Source organism: Roseibium algae, assembly GCF_037783265.1.
In the GTDB taxonomy this organism is placed as follows: Bacteria; Pseudomonadota; Alphaproteobacteria; order Rhizobiales; family Stappiaceae; genus Roseibium; species Roseibium algae.
Map to the genome: position 1 here is coordinate 79576 of NZ_JBAKIA010000013.1, position 18752 is coordinate 98327.

18 protein-coding genes are annotated in these 18752 nt (G+C 53.9%); 8 read left to right on the forward strand and 10 right to left on the reverse strand.

Going from position 1 to position 18752, the window contains the following annotated elements; all coding sequences use genetic code 11:
* Position 1: 1 nt before the first annotated feature.
* From V6575_RS17075 to typA, 3 genes are all read right to left on the reverse strand, one after another.
* On the reverse strand, positions 2-982 hold the full coding sequence (locus tag V6575_RS17075) for a sodium-dependent bicarbonate transport family permease (RefSeq protein WP_340276053.1): 981 nt from the start codon (positions 980-982) through the stop codon (positions 2-4).
* A gap of 187 nt (positions 983-1169) precedes the next feature.
* A complete protein-coding gene (locus tag V6575_RS17080) occupies positions 1170-1553 on the reverse strand; it encodes a hypothetical protein (RefSeq protein ID WP_340276055.1) in 384 nt (127 codons plus the stop codon).
* Between the two features lie 180 nt (positions 1554-1733).
* Entirely contained in the window at positions 1734-3563 is a 1830-nt protein-coding gene (typA, locus tag V6575_RS17085; protein WP_340276056.1) for a translational GTPase TypA, read from the reverse strand.
* Between the two features lie 203 nt (positions 3564-3766).
* On the opposite strand from typA, the gene V6575_RS17090 reads away from it, so the two are divergent.
* A complete protein-coding gene (locus V6575_RS17090) occupies positions 3767-4228 on the forward strand; it encodes a MarR family winged helix-turn-helix transcriptional regulator (RefSeq protein ID WP_340276058.1) in 462 nt (153 codons plus the stop codon).
* On the forward strand, positions 4225-5442 hold the full coding sequence (locus tag V6575_RS17095; RefSeq protein WP_340276060.1) for a multidrug effflux MFS transporter: 1218 nt from the start codon (positions 4225-4227) through the stop codon (positions 5440-5442). Before V6575_RS17090 ends, V6575_RS17095 begins: the two co-directional genes overlap by 4 nt.
* A gap of 65 nt (positions 5443-5507) precedes the next feature.
* On the opposite strand, the gene V6575_RS17100 is transcribed toward V6575_RS17095, so the two are convergent.
* Positions 5508-7082: an alkaline phosphatase D family protein gene (locus tag V6575_RS17100; RefSeq protein ID WP_340276062.1), complete on the reverse strand. Its 1575-nt coding sequence runs from the start codon at positions 7080-7082 to the stop codon at positions 5508-5510.
* A gap of 199 nt (positions 7083-7281) precedes the next feature.
* On the opposite strand from V6575_RS17100, the gene folP reads away from it, so the two are divergent.
* Together folP and folK are read left to right on the forward strand one after the other, a co-directional pair.
* On the forward strand, positions 7282-8127 hold the full coding sequence (folP, locus tag V6575_RS17105; RefSeq protein WP_340276064.1) for a dihydropteroate synthase: 846 nt from the start codon (positions 7282-7284) through the stop codon (positions 8125-8127).
* On the forward strand, positions 8124-8618 hold the full coding sequence (gene folK, locus V6575_RS17110) for a 2-amino-4-hydroxy-6-hydroxymethyldihydropteridine diphosphokinase (RefSeq protein ID WP_340276066.1): 495 nt from the start codon (positions 8124-8126) through the stop codon (positions 8616-8618). The genes folP and folK overlap by 4 nt, the downstream gene beginning before the upstream one ends.
* Before the next feature lie 17 nt (positions 8619-8635).
* Here the strand turns inward: folK and V6575_RS17115 are convergent, their stop codons facing one another.
* The 3 genes from V6575_RS17115 to V6575_RS17125 form a co-directional block, all read right to left on the reverse strand.
* Complete coding sequence (locus V6575_RS17115) at positions 8636-9088, reverse strand: TspO/MBR family protein (protein ID WP_340276068.1); 453 nt, start codon at positions 9086-9088, stop codon at positions 8636-8638.
* Between the two features lie 142 nt (positions 9089-9230).
* Positions 9231-10451, reverse strand: a complete 1221-nt coding sequence (locus V6575_RS17120; protein WP_340276070.1) for an argininosuccinate synthase — start codon at positions 10449-10451, stop codon at positions 9231-9233.
* Between the two features lie 227 nt (positions 10452-10678).
* Positions 10679-11290 (reverse strand): TetR/AcrR family transcriptional regulator, encoded by a 612-nt coding sequence (locus tag V6575_RS17125; RefSeq protein ID WP_340276072.1) that lies wholly within the window; start codon positions 11288-11290, stop codon positions 10679-10681.
* Between the two features lie 167 nt (positions 11291-11457).
* Here V6575_RS17125 and V6575_RS17130 point away from each other — a divergent pair, with 167 nt between their 5' ends.
* Together V6575_RS17130 and V6575_RS17135 are read left to right on the forward strand one after the other, a co-directional pair.
* A complete protein-coding gene (locus V6575_RS17130; RefSeq protein ID WP_340276075.1) occupies positions 11458-11919 on the forward strand; it encodes a (2Fe-2S)-binding protein in 462 nt (153 codons plus the stop codon).
* A gap of 3 nt (positions 11920-11922) precedes the next feature.
* The gene (locus tag V6575_RS17135; RefSeq protein ID WP_340276076.1) at positions 11923-14112 is read left to right on the forward strand and encodes a xanthine dehydrogenase family protein molybdopterin-binding subunit; all 2190 of its coding nucleotides are present in this window, start codon (positions 11923-11925) and stop codon (positions 14110-14112) included.
* 61 nt (positions 14113-14173) lie between these two features.
* Here the strand turns inward: V6575_RS17135 and rlmN are convergent, their stop codons facing one another.
* Both rlmN and V6575_RS17145 read right to left on the reverse strand, forming a co-directional pair.
* Positions 14174-15352 (reverse strand): dual-specificity RNA methyltransferase RlmN, encoded by a 1179-nt coding sequence (gene rlmN / locus V6575_RS17140; RefSeq protein ID WP_340276158.1) that lies wholly within the window; start codon positions 15350-15352, stop codon positions 14174-14176.
* A gap of 328 nt (positions 15353-15680) precedes the next feature.
* On the reverse strand, positions 15681-16190 hold the full coding sequence (locus tag V6575_RS17145; protein ID WP_340276078.1) for an invasion associated locus B family protein: 510 nt from the start codon (positions 16188-16190) through the stop codon (positions 15681-15683).
* 258 nt (positions 16191-16448) lie between these two features.
* On the opposite strand from V6575_RS17145, the gene V6575_RS17150 reads away from it, so the two are divergent.
* Positions 16449-17018: a sigma-70 family RNA polymerase sigma factor gene (locus tag V6575_RS17150; protein WP_340276080.1), complete on the forward strand. Its 570-nt coding sequence runs from the start codon at positions 16449-16451 to the stop codon at positions 17016-17018.
* A 33-nt stretch (positions 17019-17051) separates the two neighbouring features.
* Here V6575_RS17150 and V6575_RS17155 read toward each other — a convergent pair whose 3' ends face one another.
* Entirely contained in the window at positions 17052-17603 is a 552-nt protein-coding gene (locus V6575_RS17155; protein WP_340276081.1) for an RNA methyltransferase, read from the reverse strand.
* Between the two features lie 172 nt (positions 17604-17775).
* Between V6575_RS17155 and V6575_RS17160 the strand changes: the two genes are divergently transcribed.
* Positions 17776-18750, forward strand: a complete 975-nt coding sequence (locus V6575_RS17160; RefSeq protein WP_340276082.1) for an NADPH:quinone oxidoreductase family protein — start codon at positions 17776-17778, stop codon at positions 18748-18750.
* Positions 18751-18752 lie beyond the last annotated feature (2 nt).

An 18752-nucleotide genomic window follows, 5' to 3' on the forward strand; every position in this document is an offset into this window, starting at 1 on the left:
TTTATCCTCCCCACGCTGTGGCCATTGTCAGATATAGCGGAATACCGATTGTCAAATTGAAAGGAAAGGTAATCCCGAGTGACAAGGTCAGATAGATCGACGGGTTCGCTTCCGGTAAGGCAACCCGCATGGCAGCTGGAACCGCGATATAGGAAGCCGAGGCAGACAAGGTCATCAGCAACATAGCACCGCCGGGAGAAAGTCCCAGCAGCACCGCGACAACAAACCCGAACACCGATCCGACCAACGGCATGACCACACCAAAAAGCACAAGACCGGGTCGCAGTATATTACCGCTTGTTCGCAGACCTCGGCCGGCAACCAGCCCCATATCAAGCAAGAACAGGCAAAGCACACCTTTAAACGGCGAAACAATGAAACTCTCGATGTCAGCAAGGCCTTTGGGTCCCGTGATCAAGCCAATCACGAAGGAACCAATGAGAAGCACAATAGAACCGTTCAGGAAAATTTCCCGCCAGAAGCCACCCTCGGTACCTTGATCAGAAGTTTGACCACGAGTTGCAAGCCACAAGGCGGACAGGATCGCCGGGGCCTCCATGCCCGCAGCAACAGCCACCATATACCCTTCGGTCGCGATACCCTGACTTTGCAGAACAGACGTTGCCGCCACAAAGGTGACGATCGATATTGAGCCATAATGACCTGCCACCGCTGCCGCATCGACCCGGCTGAGGCCGGTCATGACCTTAAGAAGGCCAAAGGCAACAACTGGTAGAATAAACGAAAGCAGAAGCCCGGCGACCAAAGTCAGTACAAGACCACCATCCACCCCATGATCGCTGACGCTCACACCGCCCTTATAGCCAATGGCAAAGAGCAGGTAGATCGACATGGCTTTTGCAGCAGCCTCGGGAATGGACAGGTCCGAGCGCAACAGGGAAGCGACAAGGCCTAGAACGAAGAACAGGATAAGTGGCGACAGCAAATTAGCCGCAGCAAGGCCGAGAATTGTATCGAGCACGCCATACTTCCCAAAAAACTGACCGGATGGATAACTTCCGCATACAGGAAATTACTTATATGAGCTGACATACGAAAAACCCGAGAGCGCGGCAAGCCCACAAAACAGACCCTCGCTTTCGAGCGGTTGCCGTGCGTCGATCCATCAAGGATCGGTCGCTATCGCAGTTTGGTTCACGCGTATCCGATCAGGTCGAGACATTCAGGCGATGGGTTTCATCCTGACCACCGTGATCTTCATAGGCATGGCGCACTGTTTCAGCGGCTTGATAGTCTCGAGACTTGTATGGAATAGGCCCTGCCGGTTTAGATCTTTCAGGCTCGAGCACGTGCTGCGCCGCAGCCCGATAGGCCGCAACACCGTCCAGCAAATGATCTTCACGGTGATCGGCATCAACAAGAACGGCAGGTGCCTCACTGGGAGACCCTGTTTCAGTTTCATGACGCTGCGCGCGCGACTCATTCCTACTGTGCTCTTCCCGCTCCTGCTTCCGGCGTTCCGGATCCGGCGGGTATTCTGTCGCATGCGCCACGACGTTGGCCGCTGGGGGCCTTTCGATCGTCGTTGGCATAACGGCCTCCTGGCCTGCTTTCTGCGTAGCGGCCATTCTGGCCGCAACATCAAGAAGCGTGGCAAGAAAAAGTTAATAAAGCTTTACATTAAGTAAACATGTACCGCGGCTTCAAAAAAGCATCAAACAAAAAAAGAGCGGGCTTACGCCCGCTCTCTAAATTCATACCCTCAAAAAGGCTTATCCGGCAACCGCGCCTTTGTTGGCTGCACGGCTAACGCGCTTGCGGTCGTTTGGATCCAGAAGGAACTTCCTGAGACGAATGGATTCCGGTGTCACTTCAACCAGCTCATCATCTGCAATGTAGGACAGAGCAGCTTCCAGGCTCAGGCGGATAGGGGTTGTCAGCTTGACAGCATCATCCTTGCCCGAAGACCGCATGTTGGTGAGCTGCTTGCCCTTCAGAACGTTGACTTCAAGATCGTTGCCGCGTGTGTGCTCACCAACAATCATGCCCTGATACACCTTTGTGCCCGGTTCGATCATCATCGGACCACGGTCTTCAAGGTTGTAAAGCGCGAATGCAACAGCCTCACCATCGCCATTGGACAACAGAACACCAGTGTGACGTCCCTGGATTTGACCCTTGTGCGGTGCATAGCCATGGAACAAACGGTTGAAAATCGCAGACCCGCGTGTATCAGACATCAGCTCAGCCTGATACCCGATCAGACCACGTGTCGGTGCCAAGAACACCAGACGGCTGCGACCACCGCCGGAAGCACGCATTTCCAAAAGGTCAGCTTTGCGTTCCTGCAGCTTTTGAACAACCGCACCAGAGAATTCATCATCAACATCGATGATGACTTCTTCGATCGGCTCAAGCAACTTGCCGTCATCGTCTTTCTGGAACACGACGCGCGGACGACCAACACCAAGCTCAAAGCCTTCACGGCGCATGTTTTCGATCAAGATTGCGAGAAGCAATTCCCCGCGACCCGAAACGATGAATGCATCCGGCTCTGCAGTTTCTTCAATCTTCAGCGCGACGTTGCCTTCAGCTTCCTTCATCAAGCGCTCACGGATAACCCGTGATTGAACCTTGGAGCCTTCGTTACCAGCTAGCGGGCTGTTGTTAACGCGGAAAGTCATGGACAGCGTAGGCGGATCAATCGGCTGTGCCTGAATTGGAATAGTCACATCAGTCGCGCAGATGGTGTCAGCAACTGTTGCCTTGGTCAGACCTGCAATGGAGATGATATCGCCAGCATCGCCCTGTTCAATTGCAGTCCGCTCAAGACCACGGAAAGCCTGAATTTTGGAGATACGCCCCGTTTCAACCGTTTTGCCATCCCGCGACAGCGCCTTGACAGCCATGTTCGGTGTGGCTGTGCCAGCAGCAATACGGCCAGTCAAAATACGACCCAAGAACGGATCGGACTGGATCGTGGTTGCCAGCATCTTGAAGGAACCCTCCTCGGACGTCGGCTCTTCGACCTTTTCAATCACCATGTCCAACAATGGATCCATGTTATCCTGAGGTCCCTCTGGCTCAAGAGCCATCCATTCCTGCTTGGCAGATCCATACAGGACGGAGAAGTCGAGTTGTTCTTCGTTCGCATCCAGAGACGCGAAGAGATCAAAGACCTCATCAAGCACTTCGTCAGCACGCTGCTCTGGCTTGTCGATCTTGTTGATCGCGACGATTGGCTTAAGACCAAGCTTCAGAGCCTTGCCAAGAACGAACTTGGTCTGTGGCATTGGGCCTTCAGCGGCATCAACAAGCAAGATGACACCATCGACCATATGCAGAATACGCTCGACCTCACCGCCGAAATCGGCGTGACCGGGTGTATCAACGATGTTGATGCGTGTGTCTTTCCAGACCAGCGATGTCACCTTTGCCAGGATCGTAATCCCACGCTCACGCTCGATATCGTTGGAATCCATCATACGCTCTTCGGTCCGCTGGTTTTCGCGGAAAGCGCCGGACTGCTTCAGCAGAACGTCGATGAGGGTCGTTTTTCCATGATCGACGTGTGCGATGATGGCTATATTGCGCAGGTTCATTTCATGCTCCAAAAGACATGTGCGAGCCGAAATGGCTCGCAGCAGGTGTCTTGGCTTTCGCTGTGTGGAATTCAGCCTGATGGCCGAAATTTGGCCCTGTATAGTCTGAACATGGCTTATGTGCAATGCGAAGAGACACCTTGCATTTGACATGGTTAGCTTCGCACCCATATAGTAAGGAAACCTTACCATAAGAGACCCAGATGAAGCCTCCTATTTCAGGGGACGGTGTGACGCTCATGATCGTCGACATCGCCCGCCTGCTCCGCAAGCGTTTTGAGTTGGCTCTTAGCCAAGTAGACACTGGGTTGACCGTCGCTGAATCGCGAACGCTAGCATATGTTTGGCGGAATCCGGGGCTTCGCCAGACAATGCTGGCAGAACGCATGAATGTGGAGCCGATGACCCTGGTCGGGTATCTCGATTCACTGGAAACAGCAGGGCTGATCGCACGCACCATCGACCCGGCTGACCGACGTGCAAAGCAGATCACATTGACCGATGCTGCCGATGACATCCTGCAAAAAATTGATGTGGTGACGCTGAAAGTGCGCGCGGAAACTCTGGCTGGCATGACAGAAATGCAATGCGAAGATCTGGAACACCTGTTGGGATCAATGAAAGAGAACCTGCTCAATCGTGATCATGGGCGTTCCGAGAAATGATCACGCCAGCCAAAGCTCTCATGAGCCCGCGCCGCACAACGTTGATTGGAGCCGCCCTGGTGGCAATCGGCCCAATCACCATGGCGCTTTACACACCTGCGATGCCGACGCTGGCCACCGAATTCGGCACCACCGAATCTATGATCAAGCTGACGCTGACGGTCTATTTCATAGGTTTTGCCTTCACGCAATTGCTGTGCGGGCCGTTGACCGATGCATTTGGCAGAAAGCCGATCACCCTCATATTCCTGAGCCTCTACATGGTCTCGACTGTCATGGCGACACTTGCACCCGATGTCTCATCGATGATGATCGCACGCGGGCTTCAGGGCGTTGGAGCAGCAGTAGGGGTTGCTGTATCGCGGGCGATTGTCAGAGACCAATACACCGGTCAACAGTCCGCACGGATCATGAATACCATAGGAACCATGCTAGCTCTCGGTCCGGCGATTTCCCCGACACTCGGTGGGGTCATCCTTGATCTGTTCAGCTGGCATGAGATCTTCTTCTGCATGATCGTCTATGGTGCCGCGCTGATAGTCGCCGTTGTCATTTTTCAGCCCGAAACCAACGATCATCGGTCGATCGGAAACATTTATCCCTCCCGTCTTGCAACAAATTACATGACGCTGCTGAAGGACGTCCGATTTCTGCGCCCAAGCCTGCTGTTGGCCTTCACTCTTGGCAACATCTACGCCATGGCGACGGTTCAGCCATTCGTGCTGATCCATGAAGTCGGGCTAACCGCATCTCAATTCGGCGTTGGCATGATGGCGCAATCCCTCAGTTTCATTACAGGCACACTCATAACAGGACGTCTTCTCAAAACCCTTGATGCTATGAAAGTCCTGCCTTTCGGATTGGCAGGCATGGTCATCGCATCGCTGGTCATGGCGACATCCCTGCGTGTTTTCGAGCCAAGTTACCTTTCCGTTATGATCCCGGTCGGCATGTTCGCCTTTTCCGTTGCATTCATCCTGCCAGCGACATTTACCTCGGCCATGAGCGATTTCCCGCAAATCGCAGGCGCTGCATCAGCCATGATGGGCTTCCTCCAATTCGGCGGCGGCATTTTAGGCAGCCTCATCATTGCTGCCATCGGAGATCCTCTGCTTGGCATGGCAATCGTTATTCCCGCCATGCCAGTGTTCGGCGTCGCGCTGTATTTGCTCTTTGGCCTAAAGACACCAAAGGTGATCAAGCCAGCTGAGTAAGTCCTTTCGGACGGCGCAGCTTGAGCCCCGCCGTCTCGTATCAAATGCCGCCTAAAATCTGCTGATCAAGCACCGCGTACTGGGTCAAGCGTCACCTTGTGCAGTTCGACATCATCGCGATCCATTAGCCGAACAGTCAGCTGTTCGCTGACGCCATCAATATCGACAAGGCCAAAGAACTGCAGGCCCATGGTCGGTGGTAGGTTTGCACCTTGGTCCTGTGTCGGCGCCTTGACGTATTTCACTTCAGGGCCAAAAGTCATGTCCAGATCATTTGGGCCGAAGGTTCCGGCGTGAATTGGTCCCGAAACGAATTCCCAAAATGGCTTGAACTCCTGGAACTGGGCCTTGTCCGGATTGTAGTAATGCGCCGCCGTATAGTGAACATCGGCAGTCAGCCAGACAACATTGTCGATATCGGCCGCCTTGATGAAGCGCAAAAGATCAGCAAACTCAAGCTCGCGGCCCTTTGGTGCACCATTGTCGCCATTTGCGACGCCTTCCGCACCAGCTTGTTCTTTCCAATTATCCCAAACGATAAGGCCAATCGGCATATCGCAGGCAATTACCTTCCAGGTAGCTCTGGAATTTCCAAGTTCACGCTTCAACCAAGCCAGCTGCTGAGCTCCCAGAACCCGGGAAGTCGATGTCATCTCTGCCTCCATGCTCTCGCCATTCGGACCTCGGTAAGACCGCAAATCCAGGAAGAAAACATCAAGCAAGGGACCATAGGCGATCTTGCGATATACGCGCCCAGGCTCAGCGGGCGTATAACGGATCGGCGTCAGTTCATGAAAGGCTTGAGCCGCGCGTGCTGCCAAGACCTGAATATTTTTCTCGGTGTAACGATCATCAGCCGTCAAATCCTTGGACGATGACCAGTTGTTTACAACCTCATGATCATCCCACTGAAAGAATGTTGGAACCTCTGCATTAAAGGCAAGCAGGTTCTCGTCCATTAAATTGTATTTCCACTGACCGCGATATTCGTCCAGCGTCTCGGCAACCTTGGACTTTTCCTCAGTCACGACGTTCTTCCAGATCGTGCCGTCTTTCAGTTCAACCTCAGCCTGAATGGCGCCATCAGCGTAGATGGTGTCGCCGGAATGGATGAAGAAATCAGGCGAATGCTTTTGCATCGTTGCATAGGTTTTCATGCCGCCGCGCGCCGTATCGATCCCCCACCCCTGACCAGCCGTATCGCCAGACCAGGCAAATTTCACATTTCGGCGTGACCCTGGAGCCGTGCGAAACCGGCCTTTCACCGGCTCGGAAATCGCATTGGCATCATTCAAATCGGCAAACGCCACCCGGTAAAAAATTTCTTGATCGGACGGCAAGTTTTCCAAGAGACGCTTTGCAGCAAAGTCACTGTCCGGAAAAGCGTTAATCGGCGCGAGACGTGTTGGGTTTTCAAATGACCCGGTCGTATCATATTCCACAAGCATTTTAGCTGGGCGGTCTGTCCGCGCCCAAATCATCCCTGAATTGGCATCAACATCCCCTGACTGCAAGCCATGGGTGACAACCGGACGGGAAGACGCTCGGGAAATGCCAGGAAGGGCAAGACCGGAGGAAAAGGCAAGGCCCGTGGCAACGGACGAATTTAAGAAGCGACGACGAGACAACTGCGAAGACATACAAGGCTCCAGGGCTGAGGGAGAACACAATGCTACTCCCGTGGCTGCAGGGCCTACTTGCCTCAACTTTTTTGACAGACAAGTCGCAGTCTCATGACCACTTCCCGAATTTTTCATGACGCTTGTCAAAGCAACCGCCTTGACCCCAGCTCAGCAAAACGGCACACAGCCGATCACATGCAAAGGATCGCCTTGAACAATGCCGCGCTCATCCAGCTACACACTGCCAGACCTTGCCCGAACAGGCCGTCCTCACGTGATGGGCATTTTGAATATCACACCGGACAGCTTCTCCGATGGAGGCAGGCATAATACAGAGAAAGCCGCTCTGGATCATGCAGCGCAGATGATCGCAGAAGGGGCCGATATTCTCGACATTGGCGGAGAGAGTACACGCCCAGGTTCGGTGCCGCTCTCGCTGGAAGATGAGTGGACGCGCATTGCAACTGTTCTGACACCAATTGCCGAACTCGGCGTACCGATCTCCATCGACACCTACAAAGCTGGAATCGCCCATCGTGCTTGTGCCGAAGGCGCCGTGATCATCAATGATGTCTGGGGTCTGCAGAAAGATCCGCAAATGCCAGACACTGCAGCCGAGACCGGCGCTCATGTGATCATGATGCACAACCGGGAAACAGCAGATCAGAATATCGACATTCTGGCTGACATAGACCGCTGGTTCGAGCGTTCCATGGAACTGGCCGACCAGGCAGGCATCCCAAGAGACAAACAGATCCTAGATCCCGGGTTTGGCTTTGGCAAAACCATCGACCAGAATTTTCTCGTTCTGAATCGCCTCGACACCCTGAAGAAACACGGCCTGCCAATTCTGGCCGGAGCCTCCCGCAAGCGCATGATTGGTGCGGTTTTGAATGTAGAGACCGACGACCGGCTCTTTGGTTCCATGGCAGTCCATCTGCTGGCCATGCAGAAAGGCGCCGCCATCGTGCGTGCGCATGACGTTCGGCCCCATGTCGATGCAGCCTGCATTCTCGCTGCTACGACTTTGGAACACGCTGCACCGAAGGAAACCTCCAAATGATCTCCACCACCCGCGCAGCTCTAGGCCTTGGCTCCAATATGGGCGATCCCAAAGTCAACCTTGATGCCGCCATAGCCAAATTAAACATGAGCGACGGGATCAAAGTCCTTGCAAGCTCGTCAGGCTACAAAACCCCGCCTTGGGGGCCGGTGCCGCAAGACGACTATCGCAACATCTGCATCACAGTGGAAACGTCTCTCTCACCGCGTGATCTACTTGAACGCTGCCTCACAATCGAGCGGGAGCTTGGCCGGGTCCGCGACATTCGCTGGGGGCCACGTCTAATCGACATTGACGTGCTGATCTACGGCACTGAGACCGTCGACGAAGAAAATCTCACCATCCCGCACCCACGCATGGGCGAACGCGCCTTCGTGCTGGTGCCTCTTGCGGAGATCTGGCCTGATGCGCCATTAGGTGATGGCCGGACAGCAGAAGACACGCTTCTGACTTGCGAAGGGCAAAACGAGATCGTGAAACTCACTGACTGACGCTCGGTTTTCGCCGATCAGTTCAATAAATAGAGACTTGCATTCAACGTACTGGCAAACGCCACCCACAGCGCATAAGGCACAAAACAAAGCGCCGCTGTTCGGTCCGGTCCCCAAGTCATACGGATGAACACCAGGATCGTCACCAGCATCGCAAGCACGATTGCCAGTCCAAGCCCTAGATTATGCAGCCCGAAGACAACCGGGCTCCAGATGAAATTCAGCCCCATCTGAAGCGCCCAGACCGAAAAGACAGCGCTATGACCGGTGCGTGACCAGGTCCGCCATCCAGCAATTGCAATCAGGACATAAAGCGTCGTCCATGCAGGTCCAAACAGCCAGCCTGGCGGCGTAAATACAGGCTTTACAAGGCCGAGATACCAATCACCGGGCAGATTGTTCGCCCCAATCAAAAGACCTCCACCAACCACGGCAAAGACAAAAATCGCAAGACCAAACCAACGTTGCATGACTTAACTCTTTCGATTTGTTGATCACTGACGCAGCACAGGATTAGACGAACATCTGACTGGCTAGAAGCACACAAAAGCAAACTAGAAAGCAAAAAGGGCACCTGATGGCGCCCTTTAAATAGCTTTTATAAGGCTGAAATCAACCCAGACGATTGCGCTTGGCCAGTGTCCGAAGACGCAGAGCGTTCAGCTTGATGAAGCCCGCTGCATCTTTCTGATCATACGCGCCGTGATCGTCTTCGAACGTCACCAGCTCTTCAGCATAAAGCGAATAAGGTGATGCACGGCCAACAACCATTACATTGCCCTTGTAGAGCTTCAACTTAACGGTCCCGGTAACATGCTCCTGGCTCTTGTCGATCAAGGCCTGCAGCATTTCGCGCTCTGGCGAGAACCAGAAGCCGTTATAGATCAGCTCGGCGTAGCGCGGCATGATCTCATCCTTGAGATGCCCGGCACCACGATCCAGTGTGATGGATTCAATGGCACGGTGCGCCGTCAAAAGGATGGTTCCACCCGGCGTTTCATAAATGCCGCGGCTCTTCATGCCAACAAAACGGTTCTCGACCAGATCAAGACGCCCGATGCCATTGTCACGACCAAGGTCATTGAGCTTGGCAAACAACGTCGCCGGGGACAGCTTTTCGCCATTCAGCGAGACCATGTCACCCTTTTCAAAGCCAATTTCGATCTCGGTCACGACATCCGGAGCTGCTGTCGGATCTACTGTGCGCTGGAAAACATACTCTGGTGCTTCCTCGTTCGGATCTTCAAGGACTTTGCCTTCAGAAGACGAGTGCAGCATGTTCGCATCAACAGAAAACGGGGACTCGCCGCGCTTGTCTTTGGAAACCGGGATCTGATGCTGTTCGGCAAATTCAATCAGGTCTGTGCGGGACTTGAACGTCCAGTCACGCCAAGGTGCAATCACCTTGATGTCCGGGTTCAACGCGTAGGCAGCCAGTTCAAAGCGGACCTGATCATTGCCCTTGCCGGTTGCGCCATGAGCAATCGCATCAGCGCCGGTTTCTTCAGCAATTTCGATCAAGCGCTTTGAAATCAGCGGACGGGCGATCGATGTACCGAGCAAATAAACGCCTTCATAAACGGCGTTGGCCCGAAACATCGGGAACACGAAGTCCGTCATGAACTCTTCGCGCAGGTCATCAATATAGATTTCCTTGATGCCGAGCAGCTCAGCCTTCTGGCGCGCTGGCTCCAGCTCTTCGCCCTGTCCAAGGTCAGCGGTAAATGTCACCACTTCGCAGCCATATTCGGTCTGCAGCCATTTCAGGATAATGGAGGTGTCGAGGCCGCCAGAATAGGCAAGCACGACCTTTTTGATATCACCATGCGCCATGGAATGAAAATCCGTTCGAAGTTGTGTGTGGGAGCCGCTCTGCAGCCAAACGATATGCGGCGCAATTTAGCCGGTAAATAGCATAGTGCAAGACCCTGCCGTCACCTATCGCCCGCAGACATCCAAACCCATGCCAATCACAATGCTAACCCCGCACGGACCATAGCGAAAAAGGATATTCTGGCGCCATTTTGACAGCAGGAGTGAGACGACAGTGGAGCTCGGAATTATTTATCGGAAGCATCCCCCGGGACACCATAGCTGTTCAGGAACATGACAACCGTATCTTCGATGATCACCGCCATCTCCTCATGGGTAGACAATACCTCACCAAACAACTTGGGATAAAATCCCCTCGACTTGATAAGTCCCAAAAACTGCTCGGCTGCGACCCAAGTGTCTGGGATTCGCAAACGTCCGGCTTCAACAGCCGTATCGAAGAAGTTTTTCACGACCCGCACCATGTCCAGCCGTCGGTTCATATTGGCAGCAATATCAGGGTCACGGATAAGCTCGCCCATCATCATCCTGGCCAAACCCATCCCTTTCGGATCGGTTAGAAGCGCACCCTGCGCCAAGCCAAGCCTGACCAATTCATCGCGTATCGGCACATCAGGATTAAACGTTATGTCCAAGGACGATTGAACTTGATCTGCAAGGCAGTCGCTGATTGAACGGAATAGAACTTCTTTGCTTTCAAAATGATTGTAGACGGTCCTCTTGGAGACCTGAGCACGATCTGAAATGCGGTCCATACTTGCACCGGCAAAGCCTCGCTCCTGGAATTCGTCCATCGCGGCTTCAATAATCTGCTTGTTCTTCTGATCCGTCAGCGCCATCGTTAAATTCTTTCCCTCCCTGCACTTGATGCTTACGCATCAAACACTACGTAAACTTCTAAGTTTACTAAAACCCACCTAATAGGTGCATTCTAATTAATAACAACTATAATCTCATCCAATTACCCACTAGCCAGTTTATACTAGCCAAGGGAGATCTTCCAAGAATGTCTGTCACAATTACTTTAAACGGGTCAATGCTAAACATTGCTGCGGACCCTGAAACACCTCTTTTGTGGGTCCTTCGAGACGAACTCAAGATGACTGGCACTAAATTTGGTTGCGGCATCGCTCAATGCGGCGCCTGTACAGTCCATATGGACGGCGAACCAATCCGCTCCTGTCAAACTCTTCTGGAAGACGCAGAGGGAACAAACATCACGACCATCGAAGGCAACAACGGCAAGGCGGCCGAGGCGGTTCAAACTGCATGGGCCGAGTTGAATGTGCCTCAATGCGGCTATTGCCAATCCGGCCAAATCCTTGCGGCAACGGCACTCCTGAATGAAACGCCCAAGCCAACGAACGAAGATATCGATGAAGCCATGGACGGCAATGTCTGCCGATGCGCAACCTACGCCCGCATCCGCAAGGCGATCCACGTCGCTGCCGAAAAGATGGAGGCCTGATCCATGTTTCATCTCCTCGACGCTCCCCTTGAGGCAGCACGGCCGTCACGCCGTAACTTCCTGAAACTATCCGCAGGAGCACTCGGCGGCCTAATGCTCGCGCTTAGGATGCCAGGCACGGCCCAGGCAGCGAATCAGACCGGCGACCTTGCCCAGCCTTTCGTGCACATTCGCCCCGACAACAAAGTCATCGTGCTGATCAAGCATCTCGACAAGGGTCAAGGCACGGCCACCGGCCTTGCGACACTTGTTGCAGATGAACTGGATGCAGATGCAGCTCAGGTAGAGACCAACTTCGCCCCCGCAAACGTGGAACTCTACAAGAACCTTGCGTTCGGAGTGCAAGGGACTGGCGGGTCCACCGCCATGGCCAATTCCTTCATCCAATATCGCACAGCAGGAGCCGCCGCAAAAGCAATGCTGGTGGCCGCAGCCGCGCAGAAATGGGACGTTCTAGCTGGTGAGATCACCGTTTCCAAGGGGATCGTCAATCACACGAGCGGGCAATCTGCCAGCTTTGGCGAGCTCGCGGAATTGGCTGGAAGGCAAGACGTTCCCGCAAAACCGTCTCTGAAAACGCCTGCAGACTGGGTATATATCGGCAAATCGTTTCCCAGAGTGGACATGGCGGCCAAAACGACAGGCGCAGTCAGCCTCTACGGGATGGACCATCAGGCAGACAACATGCTGGTTGCGGTTCTGGCAAGGCCGCCGAAATTCGGTACAGTGCCAGCGAAAGTCGATGATGCGGAAGCGCGCAAGATCGAGGGCGTGGTCGATGTGGTCATGGTTCCGAGCGGCGTTGCCGTTCTGGCGACGACCACCTGGCCCGCCATCAAGGCCCGCGATCTTTTGAACATCACCTGGGACAACTCGAAAGCTGAACAGCGCGGCACGTCTGCAATGGCTGAAGAGCTGGCAGACATGACAGCGCAGACTGGCTTCACAGTGCCATCTGGCCACGGGGATGTGGAAGCTGCCCTCTCCAGCGCCGCCAAAGTCATTGAAATCGATTACGCATTCCCCTTCCTGGCCCATGCCCCCATGGAACCATTGGACATTACGGTGCTTTACGACGGTGAAAGCGCAACATTCTGGACGGGCTCACAGTTCCAGACCATCGACCAGATGGTCGCCGGCGGCGTACTTGGGCTCACACCCGATAAAGTCTCGATCAATACACTCTGGGCAGGAGGCTCCTTCGGCCGCAGGGCTCAGCCGGACAGTCACTACTTTGCCGAAGCGTCCCTGATCGCAAAAGCAAGACTGGATGCTGGCAATGCCCCACAGCCAATCAAGGTTGTCTGGACCCGCGAAGACGACATCAAGGGTGGTTACTACCGGCCCATGGTCGCTCACAAGGCCCGCGTTGGTTTCGACGAAGACGGCAATGTTCTGGGTTGGCTTCATCGAGTTGCCGCAAAGTCCATCATGACTGGCACTGCTTTCGAGCAGTATTCGGTCAAGGACGGCGTTGATTCAACAACAGTGGAAGGCATCGGAGAAATGCCATACGACCTCCCGGCATTCCAGGCAGAAGCGCACAACGCGGAAACCGCAGTGCCGGTGCTATGGTGGCGGTCTGTTGGCCATACGCACACGGGTTATGTAGCAGAAACCATGATAGACAGGTTGGCCAAGGAAGCAGGAGAAGACCCGCTGGCATACCGCCTGAAGCGCGTCAGAAATCCGCGCCTTGCAGGCGTTTTGAAGCTTGCTGCAGAAAAAGCCGATTGGGGCAAGCCACTTGCAGAAGGACGCTATCGCGGCATTGCCGCCGTGGAATCCTTTAAGTCCTATGTGGCAGAAGTCGCTGAAATCTCCTTCCGGGAAGACGGCACGGTCAAGATTGAGAAAGTCATCTGCGCCGTTGATTGCGGCATTCCAATCAACCCGGACAACATCCGAGCTCAGATGGAAGGCGGCATCGGCTATGGCCTGGGCGCGATCCTGCGCAACGAGATCACCATGACAGATGGCGTTGTTGATCAGGAAAACTTCGACACTTATCTGCCCCTTCGCATGACAGATATGCCGGAAATAGACGTGCACATCGTCGCATCGGAAGAAGCCCCGACAGGGGTCGGAGAACCTGGGACCCCTCCAATCGGTCCAGCCGTGGCAAACGCAATCGCCGCCGCCAAGGGCGAATGGATCACAGATCTGCCGATGTCGAAACACGACCTGGCTTAACTGCTCCCAAAATACAAAAGGCCGCCCAAGGGCGGCCTTATAAATTCAACAACAGCTAGTATCAGGCCCCTACAGCAATCGCGTCACGATCTTTCTTCCGCATCCGCTCGGAAGCCGATTTCAGCTGACCGCATGCGGCGAAGATATCACGGCCACGCGGCGTCCGGATCGGCGAGGCATAACCGGCGCGATTGACGATGTCGGAGAATTCCTCAATTCGCTCCCAATCAGAACATTCATATTCCGAACCCGGCCAGGGGTTAAACGGGATCAGATTGATTTTTGCAGGAATGCCTTTCAGCAAGCGCACAAGTTCCAGAGCATCTTTGTTGCTGTCATTGATCCCCTTCAGCATCACGTATTCGAACGTGATCCGCTTGGCATTCGACAAGCCCGGATAGTTGCGGCAGGCTTCCAGCAAATCCTTGAGCGGCCATTTTTTGTTGATTGGCACGAGGACATTACGCAGTTCGTCATTCACCGCATGAAGAGAAATCGCCAAACTGCAGCCGATTTCATCCCCTGTGCGGAAAATTTCAGGCACAACACCTGATGTCGACAGGGTAATCCGGCGCTTGGACAGGGACAGGCCGTCTCCGTCGGAGGCAATCAAAAGCGCTTTCTTGATGTTCTCAAAATTATACAGCGGCTCGCCCATGCCCATCATGACAACATTGGTCACAAGGCGACCTTCAGATGGCACGACAGTCCCCTGCGGCGTCGTGGCGTCCGGAAAATCGCCGAGACGATCACGCGCCAGCAGTATCTGAGATAGAATCTCTTCAGACGTCAGGTTTCTCACCAGCTTCTGGGTTCCAGTATGGCAGAAGGTACACGTCAATGTGCAGCCGACCTGCGAGGAGACGCAGAGCGTTCCACGGCCCTCTTCAGGGATATAAACCGTTTCCACCTCGACTGGACGCCCCGCGCCGCGCGGTGGAAACCTGAACAGCCACTTACGCGTGCCATCAACGGAAATCTGCTCATCGACGATTTCAGGACGTGCAAGCGAAAAAGTCTCGGCAAGCTTGGCCCTGAGATCCTTGGCAATGTTCGTCATATATGAAAAATCTGAAACGCCGCGCACATAAAGCCAATGCCAAAGTTGCGAGGCCCGCATCCGCCGCTGTCTCTCCGGCACACCAACCTCAGCCATGGCCGCTGCCAACTCTTCACGATTCAAGCCGATCAAAATCGGCATGTCTTCGCCCATAACAGGAGCAACCGCTTTGGCGGTCATGATTGTAGGCGCATTCGCATTATCGCGCGCGATGTCGAGCGTCATTGCCATTTTCTGGTCCGTTGTGTTTCTGCCCGTGAGCATAAATGCCGCTTCGAACTTCCGCGTCTCTCAATCCAGAAACGGCCTTGCGGGTGGCCCTGCAGGACACACACCTCTCGGCTATTTGGCCAAGTCTGGACCAGCCCGACAGTGTCGTGCTCAAGTCAAGGCGTGTCAAAACCACATAACCTGCGAAAAATCAAGTTTTTGGGGCGCATTGCCGATATGCACAAATGCAAAAAGGCCGGCGACAAGCCGACCTTTCAACATTCATTCTCTTATCCGGTTAGCGGCAAGCCGCTCCAGCTGTGTTGATAGCTGCCGTAACACCTGCCAAGGAGAACTTATAGGATGTCTGCGTACCACGGCCAGACTGCCCGCTCACGGACATTTCACGTCCGGCCTTCATCGCCGCAATCAACTGCGCTTCAGTGGCCGCATTTTCGACCCAGGCGCCATCATTCTTGGTGAACAGATTGAAAGTCTTGCCATCGATATTGACCGTCACAGTCGACCCTTCTTTCAGCGGATAACCAACAAGAAGGCTTGGCTCTGCCGTAACACCTTCGCTTGGTCGGCTCGACACGAAGAAGAAAACATCCCCATGATTTCTGTCGCCAGGCAACATTTGTGTTGGCTTTGTCAGCGCGTAGCAGACCTTCCCACTTCCGCTTGCGTGTGTATAGGCCGCCCAGTCCTTATGCTGCTTCAGCAACGTCGGGGTCTGTGCGAAAACCGCTGCACTCGAAAGAACAAGGCCGATAAAGGCCGCAATCAGCGTTTTTGCTTGCATCATCTCCACACCGTCTATGCTTGTGAACGTCTGTCACATTTTACTCAAATGCCTAATGGCATATAAACCTTGCCTTAATGATAATTTGAAGGCGGTTACGAAAGGGTTGAAGTTCCGAGATCATTTGCAAAATGACGCATTTTTTTATTTCGGCCTTCATCATGTGCACGCTGGGGGGATAAATCCGGCGACAGTATGGCGTCTTCACTTCCGAAATCCCCGGAACCTGCTAAGAAGATCAACAGAACAAGGAGTTCCTGTTTGGTTGGACAGCTGCAGCACTATTCAGATCTGATCGTCCAGGTCGCAAAGGACAAGGATAAATCCGCCTTTGCGGAGCTCTTTGATCACTTTGCGCCTCGCCTGAAAGGGTATCTGATGCAGCAAGGAGCAGATCAAGGCTCCGCTGAGGAAATCGCCCAAGAGGTGATGGTGACCCTATGGCGCAAGGCAGAGCTCTTCGATCCAAAGAAATCGTCCGCGAGCACATGGCTTTATCGAATTGCTCGAAACAGGCGCATCGACAGGCTCCGCAGACAAAGAACCGCTGAATTGAACCCGGACGAACCATTGCTACAACCGGCAAGCGTTCCCGATGTAACAGTTGAGATGGATGCCAGGCTGCGCGAACAACGTGTCCGATCTGCCCTTTCATCGCTGCCGGACGACCAGGTGAGCGTGATTAAGCTCGCGTTTTTCTCCGGCCTGTCCCACAGCCAGATCTCAGAGGAAACCGGCGTGCCGCTTGGAACGGTTAAATCCCGTATCCGTCTCGCCTTCGCCCGTCTGCGCCAAATCATCGAAGCCGACAGTTCGGTGGATGTGGACTAAACGATAGCGGAACAAATCTTTTTTATATTTCGCTTACTCGCCATGACCCGGCACGACGCGCCCCATTCGGGATATCGGCCCACCACTGACATGCTTTGGCCGTTCTTGAGTCGGACCACCTGCGGTCAGAGCACGATCAGCATATCGGCCAAGGGCCCGGTGCCGATCATAAAGAACAATAGCCCCTGCCATCGCAACATTGATGCAAAAATTGGTCGGGATCTTCACCACGTGATCGCATCGCTCCAGCATCGCTGGTGACAAGGATCCTCGCTCTGGACCCAACACGTAAGCCGCCTGCAGTGGATGGCCGAAACTTGGCAAATCAATCGCATCATCGGTCAGCTCAATTCCGACAACCTGACAGCCGCGCGGCAAATCCATGGTTTCAACGCTATCCCAGGAGAACAGCGGCAAGTGGCCGGGGCTTTTGGATGTATCGGATGCCGGCGCTTTACGCAGGTTTTGAGCAGCATCAACAGTAAAAAAGAAATTGGCACCAAAAGCATGTGCAGAGCGCATCAGATTTCCAAGGTTCATCCGTTTGGACAGCCCCTCCGCCCCGACTGCAAAATATCCGCGCATTGTTCTTGTCCTTCTTCAGCGGGCTCAACGAATGGCTCTTCTATCCGCCAAAGCGCCAAGACTTCAAGAGATCGGAACGCTCCAGTTTGTTAACCATGGCCATTCCCCCTCACAACCGGTCATGTTACCAACAAGCAAGTTTAACGAATACATTGATCTGAGAGACACACCCGTGAAAGCTTGCCTCTGTAAAAAACTAGGACAACCTTCTGATCTCGTTATCGAAAGCCTCCAGGGCCCAGTTCCGGGCGAAGGAGAAATTCTTGTTCGCGTCAAAGCCTGTGCTTTGAATTTTTTCGACACGCTGATCATTCAGGGCAAATATCAGAGCAAACCGGAACTTCCCTTTTCTCCAGGTGCAGAGTTTGCCGGCACGGTCGAATCCATAGGAGAAGGCATTGAGGCGGTTGCTGTCGGCGACCGGGTCATGGGCTATATCCGCTGGGGTGCAGCCCGCGAACTGGTGATCGCGACAGAAGATGAATTGATCAAACTGCCTGACAGTGTCTCCTTTGAGCAGGCTGCTGGATTGACCGTCACCTATGGCACCACCTTGCACGCTTTTCGCGATAGAGCTGCTCTGTCAGAAGGAGAGACTGTTGCGATCTTGGGTGCATCAGGTGGCGCAGGGCAAGCTGCAGTGGAAATCGCACTTCTGATGGGTGCAAAGGTCATTGCATGCGCCTCTTCTGAGGAAAAACTGGCCTTTGCGCGCAATCTCGGCGCACAGCGAACAGTCGATTATTCAAAAGAAGATCTGAAAAAAACTCTGAAAACCATGACCAATGGTGAAGGCGTCGATGTCGTCTATGACCCGGTCGGCGGCGACATGGCCGAGCAGGCCCTCAGGGCAACAACCTGGAAAGGCCGCTATCTGGTCATAGGCTTTGCAGCTGGCCAAATACCCAAAATTCCGCTCAACGTCGTGATGCTCAAGGGCTGTGATGTTCTCGGCATTTTCTGGAGTGAGGCGATTATCAGGGATCCGGACGGCCATCGGGAAAACATGACCCAGCTGCTGAGCTGGGTCGTTGAAGGCAAGTTGAAACCGAACATCCATGCGGTCTATCCGCTGGAAAAAATTGCAGAAGCCCTGTCGGAAATCTCAGAGCGCAAGGTGCAAGGAAAAGTCATTCTGACGCTATAAAC

What these genes read in the sequence shown, in the direction of transcription:
- V6575_RS17145 (WP_340276078.1), bottom strand. Translation starts at nt 16,190, where the DNA reads ATGATGCAAGCAAAAACGCTGATTGCGGCCTTTATCGGCCTTGTTCTT.
- V6575_RS17095 (WP_340276060.1), top strand. Translation starts at nt 4,225, where the DNA reads ATGATCACGCCAGCCAAAGCTCTCATGAGCCCGCGCCGCACAACGTTG.
- V6575_RS17100 (WP_340276062.1), bottom strand. Translation starts at nt 7,082, where the DNA reads ATGTCTTCGCAGTTGTCTCGTCGTCGCTTCTTAAATTCGTCCGTTGCC.
- V6575_RS17080 (WP_340276055.1), bottom strand. Translation starts at nt 1,553, where the DNA reads ATGCCAACGACGATCGAAAGGCCCCCAGCGGCCAACGTCGTGGCGCAT.
- V6575_RS17155 (WP_340276081.1), bottom strand. Translation starts at nt 17,603, where the DNA reads ATGCGCGGATATTTTGCAGTCGGGGCGGAGGGGCTGTCCAAACGGATG.
- V6575_RS17120 (WP_340276070.1), bottom strand. Translation starts at nt 10,451, where the DNA reads ATGGCGCATGGTGATATCAAAAAGGTCGTGCTTGCCTATTCTGGCGGC.
- V6575_RS17130 (WP_340276075.1), top strand. Translation starts at nt 11,458, where the DNA reads ATGTCTGTCACAATTACTTTAAACGGGTCAATGCTAAACATTGCTGCG.
- folK (WP_340276066.1), top strand. Translation starts at nt 8,124, where the DNA reads ATGATCTCCACCACCCGCGCAGCTCTAGGCCTTGGCTCCAATATGGGC.
- V6575_RS17135 (WP_340276076.1), top strand. Translation starts at nt 11,923, where the DNA reads ATGTTTCATCTCCTCGACGCTCCCCTTGAGGCAGCACGGCCGTCACGC.
- folP (WP_340276064.1), top strand. Translation starts at nt 7,282, where the DNA reads ATGCCGCGCTCATCCAGCTACACACTGCCAGACCTTGCCCGAACAGGC.
- rlmN (WP_340276158.1), bottom strand. Translation starts at nt 15,352, where the DNA reads ATGACCGCCAAAGCGGTTGCTCCTGTTATGGGCGAAGACATGCCGATT.
- typA (WP_340276056.1), bottom strand. Translation starts at nt 3,563, where the DNA reads ATGAACCTGCGCAATATAGCCATCATCGCACACGTCGATCATGGAAAA.
- V6575_RS17090 (WP_340276058.1), top strand. Translation starts at nt 3,767, where the DNA reads ATGAAGCCTCCTATTTCAGGGGACGGTGTGACGCTCATGATCGTCGAC.
- V6575_RS17115 (WP_340276068.1), bottom strand. Translation starts at nt 9,088, where the DNA reads ATGCAACGTTGGTTTGGTCTTGCGATTTTTGTCTTTGCCGTGGTTGGT.
- V6575_RS17125 (WP_340276072.1), bottom strand. Translation starts at nt 11,290, where the DNA reads ATGGCGCTGACGGATCAGAAGAACAAGCAGATTATTGAAGCCGCGATG.